The 20,057-nt window shown below is 73.9% G+C and carries 21 protein-coding genes; 17 read left to right on the top strand and 4 right to left on the bottom strand.

Annotated elements, in window-relative coordinates; all coding sequences use genetic code 11:
* The first annotated feature begins 7 nt into the window (after positions 1-7).
* The 14 genes from AB0H83_RS39690 (at position 8) to AB0H83_RS39625 (ending at position 13,282) form a co-directional block, all read left to right on the top strand.
* Positions 8-1,201, top strand: a complete 1,194-nt coding sequence (locus tag AB0H83_RS39690; protein ID WP_360104761.1) for a zinc-binding alcohol dehydrogenase — start codon at positions 8-10, stop codon at positions 1,199-1,201.
* Entirely contained in the window at positions 1,198-2,760 is a 1,563-nt protein-coding gene (locus AB0H83_RS39685) for an amidohydrolase family protein (RefSeq protein WP_360104838.1), read from the top strand. The genes AB0H83_RS39690 and AB0H83_RS39685 overlap by 4 nt, the downstream gene beginning before the upstream one ends.
* Positions 2,757-4,319, top strand: a complete 1,563-nt coding sequence (locus AB0H83_RS39680) for a lysine 5,6-aminomutase subunit alpha (RefSeq protein ID WP_360104758.1) — start codon at positions 2,757-2,759, stop codon at positions 4,317-4,319. The genes AB0H83_RS39685 and AB0H83_RS39680 overlap by 4 nt, the downstream gene beginning before the upstream one ends.
* The gene (locus tag AB0H83_RS39675) at positions 4,316-5,047 is read left to right on the top strand and encodes an OAM dimerization domain-containing protein (protein ID WP_360104755.1); all 732 of its coding nucleotides are present in this window, start codon (positions 4,316-4,318) and stop codon (positions 5,045-5,047) included. Before AB0H83_RS39680 ends, AB0H83_RS39675 begins: the two co-directional genes overlap by 4 nt.
* The gene (locus AB0H83_RS39670; RefSeq protein WP_360104752.1) at positions 5,044-5,427 is read left to right on the top strand and encodes a hotdog domain-containing protein; all 384 of its coding nucleotides are present in this window, start codon (positions 5,044-5,046) and stop codon (positions 5,425-5,427) included. The genes AB0H83_RS39675 and AB0H83_RS39670 overlap by 4 nt, the downstream gene beginning before the upstream one ends.
* A gap of 13 nt (positions 5,428-5,440) precedes the next feature.
* On the top strand, positions 5,441-6,682 hold the full coding sequence (locus AB0H83_RS39665) for a glutamate mutase L (protein WP_360104749.1): 1,242 nt from the start codon (positions 5,441-5,443) through the stop codon (positions 6,680-6,682).
* Between the two features lie 954 nt (positions 6,683-7,636).
* Positions 7,637-9,175 (top strand): apolipoprotein N-acyltransferase, encoded by a 1,539-nt coding sequence (gene lnt / locus AB0H83_RS39660; RefSeq protein ID WP_360104835.1) that lies wholly within the window; start codon positions 7,637-7,639, stop codon positions 9,173-9,175.
* On the top strand, positions 9,172-9,999 hold the full coding sequence (locus tag AB0H83_RS39655) for a polyprenol monophosphomannose synthase (RefSeq protein WP_360104746.1): 828 nt from the start codon (positions 9,172-9,174) through the stop codon (positions 9,997-9,999). The genes lnt and AB0H83_RS39655 overlap by 4 nt, the downstream gene beginning before the upstream one ends.
* Before the next feature lie 9 nt (positions 10,000-10,008).
* On the top strand, positions 10,009-10,536 hold the full coding sequence (locus AB0H83_RS39650) for an FxsA family protein (protein ID WP_360104743.1): 528 nt from the start codon (positions 10,009-10,011) through the stop codon (positions 10,534-10,536).
* Positions 10,533-11,147, top strand: coding sequence for a uridine kinase (locus tag AB0H83_RS39645; RefSeq protein ID WP_360104740.1), 615 nt, complete (start codon positions 10,533-10,535; stop codon positions 11,145-11,147). Before AB0H83_RS39650 ends, AB0H83_RS39645 begins: the two co-directional genes overlap by 4 nt.
* Complete coding sequence (locus AB0H83_RS39640) at positions 11,144-11,638, top strand: hypothetical protein (protein WP_360104737.1); 495 nt, start codon at positions 11,144-11,146, stop codon at positions 11,636-11,638. Before AB0H83_RS39645 ends, AB0H83_RS39640 begins: the two co-directional genes overlap by 4 nt.
* Positions 11,584-12,222 (top strand): DUF4037 domain-containing protein, encoded by a 639-nt coding sequence (locus tag AB0H83_RS39635; RefSeq protein ID WP_360104734.1) that lies wholly within the window; start codon positions 11,584-11,586, stop codon positions 12,220-12,222. Before AB0H83_RS39640 ends, AB0H83_RS39635 begins: the two co-directional genes overlap by 55 nt.
* A gap of 26 nt (positions 12,223-12,248) precedes the next feature.
* On the top strand, positions 12,249-12,794 hold the full coding sequence (locus tag AB0H83_RS39630; protein WP_360104731.1) for a hypothetical protein: 546 nt from the start codon (positions 12,249-12,251) through the stop codon (positions 12,792-12,794).
* Entirely contained in the window at positions 12,791-13,282 is a 492-nt protein-coding gene (locus AB0H83_RS39625) for a GNAT family N-acetyltransferase (protein ID WP_360104728.1), read from the top strand. The genes AB0H83_RS39630 and AB0H83_RS39625 overlap by 4 nt, the downstream gene beginning before the upstream one ends.
* On the opposite strand, the gene AB0H83_RS39620 is transcribed toward AB0H83_RS39625, so the two are convergent.
* Entirely contained in the window at positions 13,275-14,576 is a 1,302-nt protein-coding gene (locus tag AB0H83_RS39620) for an MFS transporter (RefSeq protein WP_360104725.1), read from the bottom strand. The genes AB0H83_RS39625 and AB0H83_RS39620 overlap by 8 nt on opposite strands.
* 56 nt (positions 14,577-14,632) lie before the next feature.
* Between AB0H83_RS39620 and AB0H83_RS39615 the strand changes: the two genes are divergently transcribed.
* Positions 14,633-14,977, top strand: coding sequence for an STAS domain-containing protein (locus AB0H83_RS39615; RefSeq protein WP_360104722.1), 345 nt, complete (start codon positions 14,633-14,635; stop codon positions 14,975-14,977).
* 79 nt (positions 14,978-15,056) lie between these two features.
* Here the strand turns inward: AB0H83_RS39615 and AB0H83_RS39610 are convergent, their stop codons facing one another.
* The 3 genes from AB0H83_RS39610 to AB0H83_RS39600 all read right to left on the bottom strand — a co-directional run bounded on the left by AB0H83_RS39610 (position 15,057) and on the right by AB0H83_RS39600 (position 17,495).
* Positions 15,057-15,893 carry a pentapeptide repeat-containing protein gene (locus tag AB0H83_RS39610; protein ID WP_360104719.1) on the bottom strand — a complete coding sequence of 279 codons (837 nt, stop codon included), beginning with the start codon at positions 15,891-15,893 and terminating at the stop codon, positions 15,057-15,059.
* Positions 15,894-15,948: 55 nt separating this feature from the next.
* Positions 15,949-16,293, bottom strand: a complete 345-nt coding sequence (locus AB0H83_RS39605) for an RNA polymerase-binding protein RbpA (RefSeq protein WP_033364323.1) — start codon at positions 16,291-16,293, stop codon at positions 15,949-15,951.
* A gap of 191 nt (positions 16,294-16,484) precedes the next feature.
* Positions 16,485-17,495 carry a serine/threonine protein kinase gene (locus tag AB0H83_RS39600; RefSeq protein WP_360104715.1) on the bottom strand — a complete coding sequence of 337 codons (1,011 nt, stop codon included), beginning with the start codon at positions 17,493-17,495 and terminating at the stop codon, positions 16,485-16,487.
* A 1,258-nt stretch (positions 17,496-18,753) separates the two neighbouring features.
* On the opposite strand from AB0H83_RS39600, the gene AB0H83_RS39595 reads away from it, so the two are divergent.
* Together AB0H83_RS39595 and AB0H83_RS39590 are read left to right on the top strand one after the other, a co-directional pair.
* Positions 18,754-19,032 (top strand): hypothetical protein, encoded by a 279-nt coding sequence (locus AB0H83_RS39595; protein WP_360104712.1) that lies wholly within the window; start codon positions 18,754-18,756, stop codon positions 19,030-19,032.
* On the top strand, positions 19,023-20,048 hold the full coding sequence (locus AB0H83_RS39590) for an ATP-binding protein (protein WP_360104709.1): 1,026 nt from the start codon (positions 19,023-19,025) through the stop codon (positions 20,046-20,048). Before AB0H83_RS39595 ends, AB0H83_RS39590 begins: the two co-directional genes overlap by 10 nt.
* The last annotated feature ends 9 nt before the right edge of the window (positions 20,049-20,057 follow it).

Here is a 20,057-nt window from a genome sequence, read left to right as displayed (position 1 = left end):
GCGGGAAATGACTTCGCCGATCGGGTTGCATCGGGTGCTGGCGCCGGCCGGGGTGCTGCCCCAGGCCGCGGACCGGCTGGACCCTGACCCGGTCATCGGCGCCGACGAGGTCCGCATCCGGGTGCGGCGGCTCAACCTGGACGCCGCGTCGTTCCATCAGTTGCGCACCGAGCATGCCGGCGACGGCGGGAAGATCCGCGCCGCGGTGCTGGACATCGTCGGCAGCCGCGGCAAGATGCACAACCCGGTCACCGGCTCCGGCGGGATGCTCATCGGCACCGTCGAGGCCGTCGGCCCGGACTCGCCGCTGGGGCTGCGGGTCGGGGACCAGGTGGCGACGCTGGTGTCGTTGACGCTGACGCCGCTGCACATCGCCGACGGGCTGCGCGACTGGGACGGGCTGTCGGAGCAGGTGCCGTGCGACGGGCACGCGATCCTGTTCGCCCGGTCGATCGCCGCGGTGCTGCCCGGCGACCTGGACCCGCAGCTGGCGCTCGCGGTGCTGGACGTGTGCGGGGCGCCGGCGCTGGTCGCCCGGGTCGTGCGCCAGTCCCTGCACACCCGCACCCAGACGGACGGCACGGTGGCGGAGTCGGGCAGGCCGCTGACGGTGGCGGTGCTCGGCGCGGCCGGCAAGAGCGGCTCCCTGGCCCTGGCCGCGGCCCGCGACGCCGCCCGGGAAGCGACCGGCCGCGGCGGCAGTGGGGACGCGGGCGGCCACCTGGCGGTCCGTACCGTCGGCGTGGTCCGCGACGACGCCGAACGGGCCCGGCTCACCGCCGCCGGCCTCGCCGACACCGTGCTCATCGCCGATGCCCGCGACGCCGTCGGGCTTGCCGCCGCCCTCGACGGCGCGGCCGGCGGCGGTGCGGGCGCCGGGGCCGCGGACGTCACCGTCGTCTGCGTCGACGTCCCCGGCTGCGAACACGCCGCGATCCTGGCCACCGCCCCCGGCGGCACTGTGATCTTCTTCTCCATGGCCACGTCGTTCCCCGCCGCCGCGCTCGGCGCCGAAGGGCTCGCCGCCGACGTGACCATGCTCATCGGCAACGGGTACGTGCCCGGCCACGCCGACTACGCGCTGCGGCTGCTGCGCGGCGACAGCGGCGACAGCGGCGCCAGTAGTGGTGTCAGTAGTGGTGTCAGGGCCCTCTTTGAGGCGCGGCTGGGGGCCGAAGCGCCGCCCGGGTTGGCAGACTGAGCCGCATGCGAACCCTCTTCCGTGACGGCCGCGTCCACACCCCGGCCGACCCGTCCGCGACCGCGATGCTCGTCGACGGTGACACGATCGCCTGGCTCGGCCCGACCGCCGACGCGCCGAGCGTCGCCGGCGGCCGCGTCGACCGGGTCGTGGACCTCGACGGGGCCCTGGTCACCCCGGCGTTCGTCGACGCGCACGTGCACACCACGGCGACCGGGTTCACGCTGCGCGGGCTGAACCTCGCCGGCACCCGCTCCCGGGCGGCGGTCCTGGACGCGGTCGCCGCGCACGCCGCGACGCTGCCGGCGGACGCGATCGTCATCGGGCACGGCTGGGACGAGTCCGGGTGGGCCGACCAGCGGACCCCGACCGCGGCGGAGCTCGACCGGGCCGGCGGCGGCCGCGGCGTGTACCTGTCCCGGGCGTGCGTGCACGCGGCGCTGGTGTCCAGCGGGCTGCTCACCGGGCAGGTGCGGGCGGCGGCCGGGTACGACGCGTCCGGGTGGCTGCGCCGCGACGCGCATCACCTGGTGCGGGAGGTCGCGTTCGGGTCGGTGACGCACGCGCAGGTCCTCGACGCGCAACGGGCCGCGCTCGCCCACGCCGCGTCGCTGGGGATCGCGTCGGTGCACGAGTGCGGCGGGCCCGGCACGTCCGGCGAGGCGGACTTCGTCGCGGCGTTGTCGCACGGCGACGGGTACCCGCAGGTGTTCGGGCTGTGGGGCGAGCCGAACGCGGCCGCGAAAGCCAGGGAGCTCGGTGCGGTCGGCGCGGCCGGGGACCTGTACGCCGACGGTGCGCTCGGCGCCCGCACCGCGCACCTGCGCAGCGCCTACCTGGACGGGGCCGCCGGTGCGGCCGGCAGTGAGGGCGGCGGGGAGCACGGGCACGGGTACCTGAGCGCGGCGCAGGTCACGGAGCACCTGGTGGACTGCGCGAAGCACGGGGTGCAGGGCGGGTTCCACGCCATCGGCGACCAGGCGATCGCGACGGTCCTGGACGGGTTCGCGGGCGCCGCGAAACGGGTCGGGCTGGAGCGGATCCGGGCCGGGCGGCACCGCATCGAGCACGTGGAGCTGCTGGACAAGGCGTTGATCGCGGGGCTGGTCGACCACGGGATCGTGGCCAGTGTGCAGCCGGCGTTCGACCGGTTGTGGGGCGGTGAGCACGGCATGTACGCGCAGCGGCTCGGCAAGGCCCGGTCGCTGGCGTCGAACCCGATCGGGGCCCTGGCGGGGGTGGGGGTGCTGCTGGCGTTCGGGTCGGACTCGCCGGTGACGGACCTGGACCCGTGGGGGTCGTGCCGGGCGGCGATGCGGCACCACAACCCGGTGCAGCGTATCGGGGCGAAGGCGGCGTTCGCGGCGCACACCCGCGGCGGGTGGCGGGCCGTCGGCGTCGACGACGAGGGGGTGCTGAACCCGGGCTGGTCGGCGACGTTCACGGTGTGGGACACGACGGAGGACATCAGCGAGGTGCTGCACACGGAGGACAACCCGCGGGCGCGGGTGACGGTGCTGCGGGGCCGGCCGATCCATGTCAGGCAGGAGCCGCGGTGAGCAAGCTGAAACTGGACCGGCGCACGGTCGCGACCGCGCGGCGGCTGGCGGCCGCCGCCGGGAAGCCGGTGGTGGAGCTGGCACGGTCGCACACGACGGTGTCGGTGGAGCGGGCGACGCTGCGGCTGGCCGGGATCAGCGGCGCGGACCCGGACGGGATCCCGTGGGTGAACCGGCTCGTGGACACGGTCGTGGAGCAGGTCGGGCTCGAGCACGGGGTGACCGGGCCGGTGTTCGAGGCGCTGCTGCGCGACGGGCACCAGGATTTGACGTTGCTGGCGCAGAAGGCGGCGGCGGGCAGTGTCACGTTCCGCGAACCCCGGGCCGGTGCGGTACCGGCGGCGGCGCGGCGGGCCGGGACCCGGGCGGTGAAAGCGGGGCTGGCGCGTATCGACCGGCGCCGTGCGGAGCGGGAGCGGCTGATCCGCCGGCACGGCGACCCGCGGCAGCGGCCGTGGATCTACCTGATCGTCGCGACCGGTGACATCCATGAGGACATCCCGCAGGCGCAGGCGGCGGCGCGGGCGGGTGCGGACGTGATCGCGGTGATCCGTTCGACCGGGCAGTCGCTGCTGGACTACGTGCCGGAGGGCGCGACCCGGGAAGGGTTCGCCGGGACGTACGCGACGCAGGAGAACTTCCGGCTGATGCGGGCGGCGCTGGACGACACGTCGAAGGAGGTCGGCCGGTACGTGCGGCTGACGAACTACGCGTCGGGGCTGTGCATGCCGGAGATCGCGACGCTCGCCGGGCTGGAACGGCTCGACATGATGCTCAACGACTCGATGTACGGGATCCTGTTCCGGGACATCAACCCGATCCGCACGTTCGTCGACCAGCGGTTCTCCCGGCAGGTCCACGCCCGGGCCGGGATCATCATCAACACCGGTGAGGACAACTACCTCACGACCGCGGACGCGGTCGACGCGGCGCACACGGTGACGGTGTCGCAGCTGCTCAACGAGTACTTCGCGCACGAGGCGGGGCTTGCGGACTGGCAGCTGGGGCTGGGGCACGCGTTCGAGATCAACCCGGACCTGCCGGAGTCGTTCCGGTTGGAGCTGGCGCATGCGCTGCTGGCGCGGGAACTGTTCCCGGACGCGCCGCTGAAGTGGATGCCGCCGACGAAACACATGACCGGTGACGTGTTCCGCGGCAACCTCCTCGACGGGTTCTTCAACCTCGCCGGGGTCCTGACCGGGCAGGGGATCCTGCTGGTGGGGATGATGACGGAGGCGGTGGTGACGCCGTGGCTGTCGGACCGGGACATCGCGCTGCAGAACGTGCGGTACGTGCTGGGCGCCGCCGGGAACCTGCACGAGGACTTCACGCCCGGGCCGTTCATCCGGCAGCGGGCGCACACGGTGCTGGACGAGGCGGTGACATTGCTGCGGCAGATCGGCAGGCAGGGGCTGCTGACCGCGATCGGTGAGGGCACGTTCGGGATCATGCGCCGCCCCGCCGACCGGGGCAAAGGCCTCGACGGGGTCGCCGCGCGCGGCCCCGGGTACTGGAACCCGGCGATCGAACTGCTCGACGCGCAGGAGGGACCGGCATGAGCGCCGTGGTGCGGCCGTACGGGGACACCACCGGCGACGGCATGGTGCAGGTGAGTTTCACGCTGCCGCTCACCGCCGACAAACGCGGTGAGGGCGCGGCGTTGCAGCTGGCCGGGAAGATGGGCATCGACCCGGCGATGGTCGTGCACACCCGGGCGATCGGTGAGCAGCACACGTTCTTCGTCGTGTACGGGCGGGTCAACCATCTCGTCGAACCCGGCAAGGTGATCGTCGCTGAACGTGACTACCCGCTGCTGTCGGCGAAAGAGGTCAACGCGGCGATCCGGGCGAAGCTGCGCCGCAAACTCGTCGTCGTCGGTGCGTGCATCGGCACCGACGCGCACACCGTCGGTATCGACGCCATCCTCAACGTGAAAGGCATCGCCGGTGAGAAAGGCCTCGAGTACTACCGGGAGTGCCGGGTGGTGAACCTCGGCGCGCAGGTCGCGGTCCCCGCGCTCGTCGAGCACGCCCGCGCGGAGAAGGCCGACGCGGTCCTGGTCAGTCAGGTCGTCACGCAACGCGACGCGCACCTTTCCAATACGCGGGAGATGTCGGCGGCGTTCCGGGAGGCGTTCCCGGCGGCGCGGCGGCCGCTGCTCGTCGTCGGCGGGCCCCGCTTCGACGAGCTGCAGACCGCTGACCTCGGCGTCGACCGGATCTTCGGGCGGGGCACCACCCCGCGGGAGGTCGCCTCGTACCTCGTGCACGCGGTCGGTGCCCGGTGACCGGCGCGCAGGTCGGGGTGCAGGTGGTGCACCGGCGGTACGTGCCGTACTCGCATGCGCATTACGCGGGGAACCTCGTCGACGGCGCGTACAGCCTGGCGCTGTTCGGTGACGTCGCCACCGAGCTGTGCATCCGCACCGACGGTGACGAGGGCCTGTTCGCCGGGTACTCGACGGTCGCGTTCCACGCGCCGGTCCACGCCGGTGACGTGCTGGAGGTGACCGCGACGATCACCCGGGTCGGGACCCGGTCCAGGACCGTCGACTTCGCGTGTCACGTCGTGTGCCGGGGTACGCCGCAGGTGCGTTCGTCGGCGGCGCAGGTGCTGGACCCGCCGCTGCTGGCGGTGTCGGCGACCGGCACCGTCGTCGTGCCGTAACCGCCGGGGTGCTGTGGTGCTGGTCGCGTGTGTGGACGTCGGGTCGACGGACACGAAACTCGCCGTCGTCGACGTCACCGACGGCACCCTCGTGCGGACCGGCACCCACCCGACGACCGGCGGTGACGTCCTGCACGGCGTCGACGCGCTGCTCGCCGACGCGCGGGCGCACGCCGGGCCGGCCACGGACGTGTACTGCTGCTCGTCGGCCGGGGGTGGGCTGCGCCTGGCGGTGATCGGGTACGAGGCGCTGGTGTCCGCCGACGCCGCGCACCGGGTCGCGTTGTCGGCGGGGGCGCGGGTCGTGCACGTCGCCGCCGGTCCGCAGGACCCCGCCGGGATCCGGGCCGTGCGCGCGGACCGGCCCGACGTGCTGCTGCTCGTCGGCGGCACCGACGGCGGCGACGGTGACGTGCTGCTGCACAACGCGCGGCGGGTCGCCGCGGCCCGGTGGCGGGTTCCGGTCGTCGTGGCCGGCAACAGCGACGTGCGGGACACCGCCGTGGACGTGCTGACGGGGCGGGGGGTGCCGGCGGTCGGCGCCGGGAACGTGCTGCCCCGCATCGGGGTGCTGGACCCGGGCCCGGCCCGCGCCGCGATCCGTGACGTGTTCCTGCGGCACGTCATCGGCGGCAAGCACCTGTCGCGCGGGCCGAGGTTCCCGCGGCTGGTGCGGATGGCGACCCCGGACGCGGTCCTCACCGGCGTGTCCCTGTTCGCCGACGGGCTCGCCGGCGCCCGCCCCGACGGCTGCGATCTGCTGGTCGTGGACGTCGGTGGGGCGACCACCGACGTGTACAGCTGCCTCGTGCCCGACGGCGGCGACGGCGGGGGCGGGGTCGCGGGGACGCTGTGGCGGGCCAGGACCGTCGAAGGGGACCTCGGGGTGCGGTGGAACGTCGACGGGGTCCACGCCGCCGCCGCCCGTGAACGCGTCACCGTCGCCGGCGGTGACCTCGGCGTCGCCGCCGCCGCGGCCGTCATCGGGGTGCGCCGGCACGCGCGCAGCGGCCGGGACCTGCGCAACGTCGGCACGCTCGTCGCGTCCGGTGGCGTGTTCCGGCACGCCGACCCGGCCGCGGCCCGCGCCGCGCTGCACCCCGTCGTGCACGACCACGCCGGCGGGTGGGCGCTGCCCCGCGCACCGCACGTCACCGTCGACGACCGGTACGTCCTTGCCCCCGCGGGGCTCCTCGCCGCCGAACACCCGGCCGCCGCCGCGGCGCTGCTGCGCGCGTACCTGCACAGCGGGTGACGGGCGGGGCAGCCGTACACTCCGGGCGGCGGGTCATCCGCGGCGGGTGAACGAGGCCCGACACACCGCACCCCGAGCACCCGACACGCCGATCGGGGTGAATTACATTGCATGCGACGGTTGACAGGGCCCCCCGCCGAGCGCGTAACGTCTTTGCGTCCTACTTCGGCGCGGGTGACCACGGTTCGCTACTCCCCAACGCCCACTGACCGGACGTCCCCGTCAACCGACGGGACGCCACCGGATCCAGCGGGCGGGGGTCGGCGGGGGCCGCGGGCCGGGCATCCACCGGTGTCAGGGCAGGGGGGTCACGCGACCAGTAGACAACGGCACGTCCCGGGCAGCCAGCCCGCGCCGCGCCGGAACGAAGGCCGCGCCCGCACACTCCTGCGGCACCGGCCGGACAAGGGCCTGGGAGCGCGGGCCGCGACCTCGGTCGCGGCCCGATTTCCGCCCCGAAGCGCACCACCGCCACGGCCGCCCCCGCAGGCAGCCGCCCGGCGGGCACCGGCAACGGTCGCGAGGGTGTGGTGACGGCCGGCCCGGCACGTGATAGGGGCCCATGTCAGGGGCGTACGTCAGGGCCCAGGTCAGCGGCCCTTGTCACGGGCCGGGCACAGTCCAGCCACATCCCAGCACATTCACAGCGGCGGGCACCACCGCCGGTTCCCTGTCCGGCGTGCCGGGGCCGCATAATTGGCGCCGCGGGCCGCACCGGCGCGCAGGCCCTGCCCCACCCGAGCGGTGGGGGTGGCGGGCCGCTCGACACGGCAGGGGATGGCGCAGGTGACCTTGGTCAGCACCGGCAGCGCGGCAGACAGCCCAGGCAGCCCAGAAAGGCAGGGCAGCCCGGCGCCGGACGTTGCTACCCCGACTGCCCCGGCCGGTCGCCTCTTGCCGGCGCCGCTGCCGCTGTGGGCCGCCACGCTCCTCGCCGCCGCTGCCGGGCCGGTGATGCTCGTCGCGTTCCCCCCGTACGGGTGGTGGTGGTGCGCGCCGATCGCGGTCGCCGCCGCCGCTGTCGCCGTGCACGGGCGGCGGCTGCGGGCCGGGTTCGGGCTCGGGGTCCTCACCGGCGCCGGGTTCTTCACGCCGCTGCTGTCATGGACGAACCTGCACACCGGCATGGTGCCGTGGCTGCTGCTGTCGACGCTGCAGGCACTGTTCATCGGGCTGCTCGGCGCCGCCACCGCCTGGATCAGCCCGCTGCGGGCCCGGGCGTGGCTGTGGGCGCCGGCGCTCGCCGCCGCGTGGACCGCGCAGGAAGCGTTACGGGACCGGGCCCCGTTCGGCGGGTTCCCGTGGGGGCGGCTCGCGTTCAGCCAGGACACGTCACCGCTGCTGCGGCTCGCCGCCGCCGGCGGTGCCCCGCTCGTCACGTTCGCCGTCGCGCTCACCGGTGCCCTCCTCGCTGTGCCGTTGCTGCGTACCAGCACACCCCACGACGCGGCCGGGACCACTGTCACCCGCGGGTGGAGTCGCAGGGTGAACCTGGTCGCCGGGCCCGCCGCCGCGGTGCTGCTCGTCGCCGCGGCGCTGCTCGCGCCGGTGCACCGGCCCGGTGGCGGCGGCGTGTACGTGGCGGTGGTGCAGGGCAACGTGCCGCGGCTCGGCCTGGACTTCAACGAGCAGCGCCGCGCCGTGCTCGACAACCACGTGCGCGCCACCGTCGAACTGGGCCGGGCCGTCACGCAGGACGGTGCCCGCCGCCCCGACCTCGTCGTGTGGCCGGAGAACTCCTCCGACATCGACCCGCTGCGCAACGCCGACGCCGCCGCCGCGATCAGCACCGCCGCCCGCGCCGTCGGCGTGCCGATCCTCGTCGGGGCCGTCCTCACCGACCCCGGCGTCGGTGTCGAGAACGCCGGTCTCGTCTGGGAACCCGACGTCGACGCGGCCGGCAACCCGCGGCAGGGCGGCGTGTCGGCGCGGTACACGAAACGGCACCCGGTGCCGTTCGCCGAGACGATGCCGCTGCGGGACATCGCCCGCATCGTCAGCAAAGAGGTCGACCGGGTCTCCGACATGACCCCCGGGCACACGCCCGGGGTGCTGAGGGTCGGGCCGGCGACCGTCGGTGACGTCATCTGCTTCGAGGTCGCCTACGACGGGCTCGTCCGCGACACCGTCACCGGCGGGGCGCAGCTGCTGGCGGTACAGACGAACAACGCCACGTTCGACGAGGCCGAAGCCCGCCAGCAGCTGGCGATGGTGCGGCTGCGGGCCGTCGAACACGGCCGGGACGCGCTCATGGCCTCCACCGTCGGGATCAGCGCGTTCGTCGACGCCGCCGGCGGCACCCACCAGGAGACCCGGTTCAACGACGCTGCCGTGATCGTCGGTGAGGTGCGCCTCGGCAGCGGGCGGACGCTCGCCACGACGCTGGGCGCGGGTCCCGAATATGTGATCGTGGTGCTGGGTATTGCCGCACTGGTGGCCGCCGCCGCCGTCCGGCGGCGCGACCGGCGCCAACCGACCGAGGAGGACGTGTGAGCGCAACCGACCGAGGCGTGAACCTGTACCCCGGGGTCGGCAGGGTCCTCGTCATCATCCCCACCTACAACGAGGCCGACAACCTGCGGCTCATCGTCGGGCGGGTCCGGGCCGCCACCCCTGCCGTCGACGTCCTCGTCGCCGACGACAACAGTCCCGACGGCACCGGGCGCATCGCCGATGAGCTCGCCGCCGCCGACCCGGCCGTGCACGTGCTGCACCGGCCCGGCAAGCAGGGGCTCGGCGCGGCGTACCTGGCAGGGTTCGCGTGGGGCAGCGACCAGGGCTACGACGCGGTCGTGGAGATGGACGCCGACGGGTCGCACGCCCCGGAGGAACTGTCGCGGCTGCTCGACGCGCTCGGCGACGCCGACGTCGTGCTCGGCTCCCGCTACGTCACCGGCGGCAAGACCGTCGGATGGCCGTGGCACCGGCACCTGATCTCCCGCAGCGGCAACGTGTACGTGCGGCTGGCGCTCGGCATGCCGCTGCGGGACGCGACCGGCGGGTACCGTGCCTACCGCACCACCGTCCTGGACAAGATCGACCTCGGTTCGATCGAGTCGCAGGGGTACTGTTTCCAGGTCGACCTGGCATGGCGGGCGCACCGCAACGGGTTCCGGGTGCAGGAGGTGCCGATCACGTTCACCGAACGGCAGCGCGGGCACTCGAAGATGAGCTCGTCGATCGTGCAGGAAGCGTTGTGGCGGGTCACCGTGTGGGGTGCGGCCGCCCGGTGGGAGGCGCTGCGACGCGCCGCCGCCGGCGGTAGGTCCCGTGACGCGCGTGCCGACGCCAGGCAGCGGACCCGGCAGAACAGTTGAGGTGTGACGATGCGGGTGTTCGGATTCGCCGCTGCCGGGGCGCTGCTGCTGGTCATCGCCGAGATCGTCGTGTTCGTGCTCGTCGCGCACGCGATCGGCTGGTGGTGGGCGGTCCTCGCCGGGATCGTGACCACGGTGCTCGGAGCGGTGCTGCTCAAACGTGAAGGGGTCCGGGCGTGGCAGCGGCTGCGGTCCGCGGTCAACGAAGGGCGCCCACCCGGCGGTGACGCCGGCACCGGTGTCGCCGGGCTCGCCGGGGCGCTGCTGCTGCTCGGCCCCGGGTTCATCACCGACACCGTCGGGTTGCTGCTGCTCGTGCCGCCGGTGCGGGCGTTCACCGGGCGGCGGATCCGGCAGGCGACCGAGGCGCGGATCTCCGCCGCCGCGGCCGGGGACCTGTTCGGCCCCAGGATCGTCAAGGCGACCCGCGCCGAACCGGGGCCCGTGCCGGTGCAGCCCGGCGCCGGTGACGTCGTGCAGGGCGAGGTCCTCGAAGGTGACGTGATCGACCCGCAGCACCGCCACCACAGCGCGTGAAGGCCCGCCCCGTCACCGTCGGTGGGCTCGCCGCCGGCATCGCCGCCCGGGTGGCCACGACCCACGCGACCCGGGTCGCGGTCGACGGGGCACCGACCGCCGGTGGGGCCGCCCTCGCCGACCGGGTCGTCGCGCAGATCGACGCCGACGGCGGGCACGCGGTGCACATCCCCGCCGGTGGGTTCCTGCGGCAGGCGTCGCTGCGGCTGGAGCGTGGCCGTACCAACCCTGACGCGTACTACGAGGACTGGCTGGACCTGCGGGCGATCACCCGTGAGGTGCTGACCCCCGCCGCGGCGGGCGGCACCGGACGGGTCCTGCCGTCGCTGTGGGACCCGGTCACCGACCGGGCGACCCGCGCCGCGTACCTGCAGCTGCCCGCCGGGACGGTCGTCGTGATGTCGGGCACGATGCTGCTCGGCGCCGGTCTCGACTTCGACGTCACCGTCCACCTGGCGCAGACCGCGGCGGCGATCGCGCGGCGCACCCCGGCGGAAATGCAGTGGACGTTGCCGGCGTTCCAGCGCTACGACGAGGAGGTGATGCCGCAGGCCCTCGCCGACATCGTCGTGCGCGCCGACGACCCCCGCCACCCGGCGCTCGTGCTGTGACCGGCGCGTTCGTGCCCGGGGTGCGGCTGTGTGAGGTGTTCTACCGGGACGCGGTCCGGCCGCTGCTGGACCGGCACTTCCCCGGGCTGCCGCACGCCGCCGCGCGCATCGGGCCCGGCAGCGACGTGCTCGGCTACGACACGCCGCGGTCCACCGACCACGACTGGGGGCCGCAGCTCACCCTGGTCCTCGACCCCGCCGACCACGCCCGGCACGCCGCCGCGGTCGACGCGACCCTGCGGCAGCGGCTGCCGAAACACGTGCTGGGGTGGCCGACGCATTTCACGCCGCCGGACGCGCGGGTGCGGGTGATGACCGCGACCGGCGGGCCCGTCGCGCACCGCGTCGACATCACCACCGTGGCCGGGTGGACCCGGACCCGGTTCGGGGCGCCGTTCACCGGGACCCTGCTGGACTGGCTCGCCACCCCACGCAGGTGTTCGCCGAAACCGTCGGCGGTGCCGTCTACCACGACGACCACGGCGAGCTGACCGCGTTGCGGGACCTGGTCGCCTGGTACCCGACGGACGTGTGGCGGTACGTGCTGGCCGCGCAGTGGACGCATCTGGCGCAGGAGGAGGCGTTCCCCGGCCGGGCCCTCGAGGCCGGTGACGTGCTCGGCGCGCGGGTCGTCACCGCACGGCTCGTCCGGCAGCTGATGCGGCTGCGGCTGCTGCAGGCGCGGCGGTGGCCGCCGTACAGCAAATGGCTCGGCACCGCCCACGCCGCGCTGCCCGGACCCGGCATCGACGTCGACGACGTGTGCGGGGCGCTGGAGGACACCGCACGGCGGCAGAACACCCTCGGGCTGTGCGCGGCCCTGGAGACGGCCCGCCGGCCGTACTTCGACCGGCCGTATCAGGTGATCGACGCCGGCCGGTACGCGGCCGCGTTGACCGCCGCGATCAGCGACCCGGCCGTCGCCGTGCTGCCACCCGTCGGCGGCATCGACCAGTACGCCGACAGCAGCGACCTGCTCTGCCGTGCCGACCTGCGCCGCGCGGTCGCCGCCGCCGTCCTGCACACCGCAGGCGGGACCGCGGCCCCCGGCGCGCCGGTCCTGGGCACGGGGTGACCATGGACGGGCTACCGTCGCAAGGTGTGAAGACGTTCTGGGTCGACCGTGACCGGGACCGGTACCTCACCGCCGTGCGTGACCGCGCCGCCGAGTTCGCCGCGACCGTCGGTGACATCGCACCCGTCGCGTTCGCGTGCGTCGCGTGGACCGTCGCCGTCCCGCCCGCCCTCGACCCCGGGTACGTGCGCTGGCACCGGCGGGTGCTGACCGCGCAGTGCCTGCGCAACCCGTTCGACGGTGGGCTCACCGCCCGGGTGGAGCTGGTGTCGCCGCTGCCGGCGCAGCTGACCGCGTCCCGCACCTGGTGGCGCGACCGAGGGTGGCGCGGCTGGCCGGAGCTGTTCGGGCAGTTCGTGCAGCCGTCCGCGCAGGACCTCGCCCGGCACCCGCACCTGCGGGGCACGCTGCTGCTGGAGACGCCGCTGCCGCTGGACGGGCTGCCGACCCCGACGCAGGACCGGCACGTCGACGCCGCCGCCGACCGGGCCGTCGCCGTCCTCGTACGGCATCTCGACGACGTCGTACGACCCGTCGTGGCGCAGCTGGACGCCGACCACGCGGCCCGGTGACCGCGGTACCGGCGCCAGGGCACTGGCAGACACGGGCGCTGACCGGCGATGAGTGGCAGCTGAAACGGCGGCTGCGGCTCGCGGCGCTGCTGGACAGCCCGGCCGTGTTCGCCAGCAGCCACGCCCGTGAGGCGGGCCGCAGCGAGACGCAGTGGCGGGACTGGCCGCCGCACGGCAGTTCGTTCGCGGTGTTCGACGGTGCCGAACCCGTCGGGATCGCGTGCGGGTGGACGACCCCGGCCCAGCCCGGTGTCACGCACCTGATCAGCATGTGGGTGTGCCCGGCCGCGCGCGGGCGCGGGGCCGCCGGGCGGCTCGTGGACGCGGTCGCCGGGTGGGCCCGGCAGCGCGGCTCGTGCCGGGTCGAGCTGGAGGTCGCCGCCGGCAACGACGCGGCGATGCGCACCTATGTGCGGGCCGGGTTCACCGCGACGGGGCGCAAGCCGTTCACCGCCGGTGGGACCGTGCTGGAACTGCACCTCACGTGACGGGTTTCCGGGTGCTGCGGCCGTTTGCGCGTCGGCGGTGGGTGCGCAGCAGCAGCGCGCCCAGCGCGGCGGCAAGGAGGTGGCTGGCGGCCAGGAACCCGGCCAGGACCGCCGGCGGGGCCCCCGCCACCAGCGTGAACGTGCCCGCACCCACCGCCGCCGCCGTCAGCTTGATCCCCGCGCCGAGCGTGAACACCTGCGTACGGGTTCCCGGCGGTGCGTGCTGGGACCGGACCTGCAGCTGCGAGGACAGCAACGGCCCGTCCAGGACCCCGGCGACCGCGAACACCGCCACCAGCGCCGGCCACGGCACCCCACCGGCGACCGCGCCGGCCAGCGCCGCGAACACCGCCCCCACCCCCACCCCCAGCAGGCAGCCGACCACGACCAGGTGCGCCGCGGGGCGTACCGGGAACCGCGCCACCAGCAGCGAACCGCACAACGCACCCGCCCCCAGCGCCGTCACCAGCAACCCACCACCGGCCGGGTGCCCCGCCGCCACACCGAGCACCACCGCCACCGGGGTGATCATCCCGGCGCCGTACGCGGCGACGCCGGTCGCGGCCGTCACCGCCAGCAGCGGGCGGCTGCGCACGATCGCCGCCAGACCGGCACCCACCCCGACCCGCGGCGCCGCCGTCGTGACGGTGGGAGCCGTGGCGACCGCGCCGCCGGTGCTCGCTGCTGCCGCGCTGCCGGTGCTCGCTGCTGCCGTGTCGCCGGGCCCGACAGCGTGATCCGGCGGCGCGGCCGGGCCGGTGACGGTGAGCAGGACCGCCGCCGCGAGCAGGCACGCACCGCCCAGCACCAGCGCCGTCACCGGCACCCCCAGCGCCGTCACCAGCAGCGCCCCCGCCGCCGGGCCCGCGATCTCCGCCACGTTGTACGTCGCCGCGTCCAGGCCCCGCGCGTGCGGGCGGCGCGGTGGCAGTACCACATCATCCAGCCGACTCGACAGCCCACCGAAGATCATCGGCCCGCACGCCCCCGCGACGAGCGCCAGCGCGACCACCAGCGGCGCCGGCGCCACACCCGTCAGCAGCAGCACCCCGCCGAGTGCCGCGCCGAACACCGCCGCGAACCCCGCGTGCACCAGCCGCGGGCGGCGGGCACGGTCGGTGACGAGCCCGACGAACGGACCGGCGAGCACGTGCGGCACCAGCAACGCCGCCAGGATCAGCGCGCCCAGCGCCGGGTCGCCGGTGTGCCGCACCGACGCGAGCAGCAGCACGACCGCGGCACCCGCGTCAGCGGTCCTGGCCAGGGCCGCGGCCGTGAGCAGACGGGCGAGCATCGCAGCAACGTACCCGCTGTCCTGCGAGCCGCGGCGAACCGGTACAGGATCGAGTGATGGATGTAGCAGTGACGGACCGTGCCGACGGTGTCGTGCTCATGGCGGTGAGCGGAGCCCTGGACATCGACTCGGCACCACGGTTACGCGAGGCGATGCACGGCGCGCTGGACCGCGGCCGCTCCCGGATCGTGGTGGACCTCGGCAACGTCGAGTTCTGCGACTCGGTCGGGCTCGGCACGTTCGCGTACAGCCACAACCGGTGCGTCGCCGACGGAGGCTATCTGCGGCTCGCCGCGCCCTCACCGTTCCTGGCGGGGCTGCTGGAGACGGTCGGGCTCACCGGCCGGATCCCGGTGCACGCCACCGTCAGCGACGCTCTGGCCGGTGCGCCGTACGGCTGAACACCCGCAGGTCGCGGCGCTAGCGACGCTCTGGCCGGTGCGCGGGACGGCTGAGCGCAGGCGGGTAGTGCTGTCGCTGTCAGCGACGGCCTGGCCAGTGCGCGGGGCGGCTGAACGCGCGGGGCAGGCGGGTCGTGCCGTCGCCGCGGGCCGCGTCCAGCTGCGCCTGGACCAGGAACAGCACGCCGCGCAGGTCCGCCCCGCGGAGGTCGGCGCCGCGCAGGTCCGCCCCGGTCACGTCGGCGGCGGTGAGATCCGCGCCGCGCAGGTCCGCGCCGACCGCTGACGCGCCGCGCAGGTCCGCACCCCGCAGATCGGTGCGCCGTAGGTCCTTGCCGACCAGGTGCCTGCCCTGGTACGGGCGGCGGTTGCGGTGCTGAGCCGCCCTGGCCAGCTCGCTCGCCTCCCGCAGCAGCGGCACCACCTGCGCGCGGTGCGCGTCGACGTCGACCCCGGTGAGGTCGGCGGCGGGCAGGCCGGTGAGGCGGCGGGTGCCGGCGATCGCGTCGTCGAGGCGGGCGTGGACCGGCGCGGCGGCCGGCAGGTCACGGGCTTGCGTCAGGTACCACAGCAGCTCGTGCAGGTGCCGCATCACGGGGAACACGGCGAACATCAGCGGCGCCGACGCCGGGTCCTGCCGCCAGTCGCGGCCGCCGAACGTCACCTGCGCGACCTGCTGGCCGGCGCCGAAACAGTCGTAGACGGTGCAGCCGGCGAACCCGCGCCGCCGCAGGTCACCGTGGATGCCGCAGCCGAACCCGCCGGCCGCGAGGTTGGGGCAGGCGTGGCCGGCGGGCTTGTCGATCGCGAAGTCCGCGGACCGGGCGAACGCCGGCGCGACGCAGCACAGCGCGAAACAGCTGCCGCAGTCGGCACGCAGAGCGCCCCGGCGGTCATCGACCGCCGGGGCGTCCACGTTGTCGTGCGTGTTTATGCGGTGTTCCTTGCCTGTGTTTCGTCCGGGGTCGCGCTTAGGCGGAACGACCGCGGCGGTGGCGGACCTCTTCGAGGCGCTCGTTGAGGATGTCCTCGAGCTCCGCGATCGAACGCCGCTCCAGCAGCATGTCCCAGTGGGTGCGCGGCGGCTTCGCCTTCTTCGCCTCCGGCTCGTTGCCGTCCACCAGCCGGGCGACACTGCCGTCGAACTTGCACTCCCAGGTCATCGGGACCTCGGCGTCGACAGCGAACGGCACCTCGAACTGGTGCCCCTTGGCGCACAGGTATTCTCGGGTCTGACGCGGAGCCAGCTCGGTGTTGCGGTCGGACTCGTAGCTGACGGCTCCGAGACGGCTGCCGCGCAGCATGCGCTCGCCCATGGTCGGTCTTCCCCTTCGAATCGTGTTGCGCTTCGTTGTAACCAACGACACCACGTGGTCTGACGATTCCCACTGCGGGCGGGCAGATTACACGACCTTGCCGGTCCTGCGGTAGTCCAGTCGCCGGGTCGGTACGGTTATTTTACGTTGGGTTTCATTGATCGACCAGTTCAGCCGCGCCGTGGCGCGTCTCACCCGTCCGTAGTTTCGGCAGGTGACGGCGCCGGTTGACGGGAACCCGCCAGTTGTGCCAGGGCCCCGGTCAGCGTCGCCAGCTGCTGTTGTACCTGCGCCTGCGCCGTGACCTCCCGCTGCACCGCCCGCGCCAGCTGCGAGCGTAGATCCTCCGCCCGATCTTTCACCCGCTCCAGTTCACCTTCCAACCGCCGGTTGTCACCCTCGAGGCGGTCCGCGGTGGCCTGGACCGTCTCCAGCCGCCGCTGCAACCGGGTCACCTCGTCCCGCTGGTTTACCAGCGTCCGCTCCAGCGCGTCACGGTCCCGGCCGGCCGCGTCGGCGGCGGCGCGGGCGGTGTCACGTTCCCGGTACGCCTCGGCCCGCAACGCCGCTTCCGTCGCCGCTTCCCTGCGGGCCGCGTCGCGTTCCACATTGGCGAGCGTGGCCGCCGCGTCAGCATCCCGGGCCGCGGCCTGCGCCGCGGCGATCTGGTGGTCGGCGGCTTCCTTCACCCGCTCGGCGGCGGCCTCTGCGACGGCGACCTGCTGCTCGGCGCTGCTTCTCGCGGCGGCGACCAGCTGCTCCGCGGCGGTCTCCGCCGCCGCGACCTGTTGCTCGGCGGCGTGCCGGGCCTCCGCGACGAGGACGGCGGCCTCGGTGCGCGCCCGCTCGATCTCCTGCCGGGCCTGCTCGGCGGCCTGCCGTGCTGCGTGCTCGGCGGCGGCCGTCTGCTCCCGGGCCGCGTCCGCGTCCGCCTGGGCCGCCCGGGCCGCGGCCTCGGCAGCGTTCACCGCCGCGCGGGCCTGCTGCACGGCGGAGCGGGCGTCGTCGCGTTCGGTGTGCGCGGCCAGGACACTCGCGGCCGCCTCCGCCCTGGCGTGCGCGATCTGCCGTTCGACGCCGGCCGGGGACAGCTCGCCGTGCAGCGCCTCCACCAGCGCCTCCACCACCTGGTCGAGCCGCTCGGCCACCTCGAACGCCCGCGCGACCTGACCACTCAACCCGGGGGAGGAGCGGTGCCGCAACCGGGCATTGCGGGCCGCGCGCTGGCACTCGCCGTCGTTGTCGCGGCAGTACCGGAACGGCCGCCCGGCGGCGTTGCGCTGCGGAACGGGCCGGCCGCAGTGCGCACACGGCCGCTCATCACCGTCGGCATCGTGCTCGCCCGGCGATCCGCCCGTTGCTCCGCTCGCTGCTCGGGTTCCCGATCCGGTCGCTGAGCCGGTCGCTGAGCCGGTCGCTGGTCCGGTTGGCGGTCTGGTCGCCGGCTGCGGCGCTGATCCGGGCCGCAGCCCGCTGATCGGATGAGGTGCTGATCCGACCGCCGGTTCGGTGCTGTGCCCCGCTGCCTGTCCCGCTGCCTGCCCCGTGGCCTGTCCGGCTTTGCGGCCGGTGCCCCGCCGGCTTTCCCGCGGAGCGTGTCGCTCGGCGTCCGCGCTTCCTTCCCCGCTGTCCGGACCGTCGTCCCGGGCCTTGTCCGGAACCCTCGCATGGACAACCGCCGCACCGCGTTCCCTGGCTTCCTTCACGGCGACGAGCGTAGATCTTCCAGCGGCAACTCCAGCACACGACACGCCGCATTACCGGATTGCGATTACCGATAATCCGATAAACCCGCCGTAAGTGTGTACACCATAATCACTGTTATGCGCGGGGCAGGCGATGAAATCGCGGCCTCGGCGTCCAAGCCCGTTGTTGAGTGACACCGAAGGTTGTCCTGTCTCAGCCGAGCTGAGGCAGTCTCACCGGGTCCGAGGCATCCGGCGTGTTGTCTCATTGAATCTGAGGCATGCCGGTAGGTTCTTCTGGTCCTGCTCTGTACGCCGGATTAGAGGAGTACGCCGGTGACCGCCGTTCGCGTCTGGGCCGAAGTGGCGCCGGCGGCTGCGTCCGGGTTCGATGTCGAGTTCGCGGTGGTGGGCGGGGATCGTCGGCGTGAGGCGCTGACGGTCGGTTGGAACGCGCCGTTCGAGCGGGTGATGCCGGTTCGGAAGTTCTCGTCGCGGCGGAGGCAGCGCGGGTTTCCTGGGTGGTGGTGGTTCGCGAAGACGGGTGATCACGTGGGCTACGAGTCGTGGTTGGAACGCGATCACGTGATGCGGCTCGACTTCGATCGGCGGGTTACGGCGGTGTCGTCCCAGCCGTTTTGGCTGGGTGCGCAACCACCACGACAGTGGGTGGATCACCGTCCCGTGGACGCACCTGCGCACCGCTGCCGTCCCCTTCGGGGAACAGGCATGGGACCACGCCCGCAAGGCGCTGGCCCGCCGCGGCGGGGATCCGGTGACCGAACAGCAGATCGCTGAGGCCGCCACGGCCCTGATCGACCGGGCGGAGACCGGCGGTACTGCTGGACAGAAACTGTCCCGGCGGGAGCAACGTATTGCCGGCCGCACCCGGGCCACCGCGCCACCGGCCTGGCAGCCCGAGCCTGAACCCGAGCCGGAACCGGGCACGGTGGACAGCATCGAGGATGAAACCGCCGTCGATGACGGCCCACTCGCCGAGGTGATCCCTCTCGGTGTCTTCGACGCCCGCAAGGAAGCGGAGACGTGGTGGTGAGCAGCATCCCCGACGACGTGATCGTCACCGACTACCGCACACCGACAACCACCCTGCCCGGCTGGCGGCAGTTCGTCGACGCCGACCCGGTGACCACGACGCTGCCGGACCGGGCCGGTCTGGACGATGACACCCGGATGGCATACGACGAGGAACGCATCCGCTACCACTCCGAACTCGTCGTGGTGGCCACCTCCACGGTCCGGGAGGTGATGCGGCAGGGGCGGCTGCTGACCATGCTCAACCAGCGGGAGATCTCCGCTCGCCGCGGCCTGATCGTCTCCGGCGCGTGGGCCACCGGCAAGAGCACCGCGATCAAACAGCTCGGCCGCACACACGAACTGCTGGTCCGCCGCCGGCACCCGGGCGAGGAACGGATCCCGGTCGTCTACGTCACCACCCCACCGAAAGGTTCCCCGCGCAAACTGGCCGCGGAGTTCGCCCGGTTCCTGGGCCTGCCCACGGTCAAGCCCCGCTACAACGTCACCGACATCGCCGACGCCGTCTGCCAGGTCCTCACCGATGCCCGCACCGACCTGGTGATCGTCGACGAGATCCACAATCTCAACCTGGCCACCAGTGCTGGTGAGGACATGTCCGACCACCTGAAGTACTTCACGGAGCACCTGCCCGCCACGTTCGTCTACTCCGGGATCAACGTCGAGTCCTCCGGGCTGTTCACCGGCATCCGCGGCAAGCAGATCGCCGGCCGCTGCGTCATGGTCCGCACCGGCCCGTTCCCCTTCCCCTTCCAACAGGAATGGAAAGGACTCGTCGCCGCGCTCGAAGACGCGCTCCGCCTGCACCACCATGCGCCGGGCAGCCTGGTCACGCTGGCCAAATACCTGCATCAGCGCACCGGCGGCGTGATCAGCAGCCTGTCGCATCTGGTCCGGGCGTCCGCGATCAGCGCCATCATGGACGGCACCGAGAAGATCACCCGGGGCATCCGCCTCGACCACGCCGCCGAAGACACCGCACCGCAGCCAGCCCGGCGCAAGAGGCCGGCGTCATGACACCGGCGC

The organism is Dactylosporangium sp. NPDC050688 (assembly GCF_040654515.1).
In the GTDB taxonomy this organism is placed as follows: domain Bacteria; phylum Actinomycetota; class Actinomycetes; order Mycobacteriales; family Micromonosporaceae; genus Dactylosporangium.
This window is presented reverse-complemented; position numbering and strand designations above follow the sequence as displayed.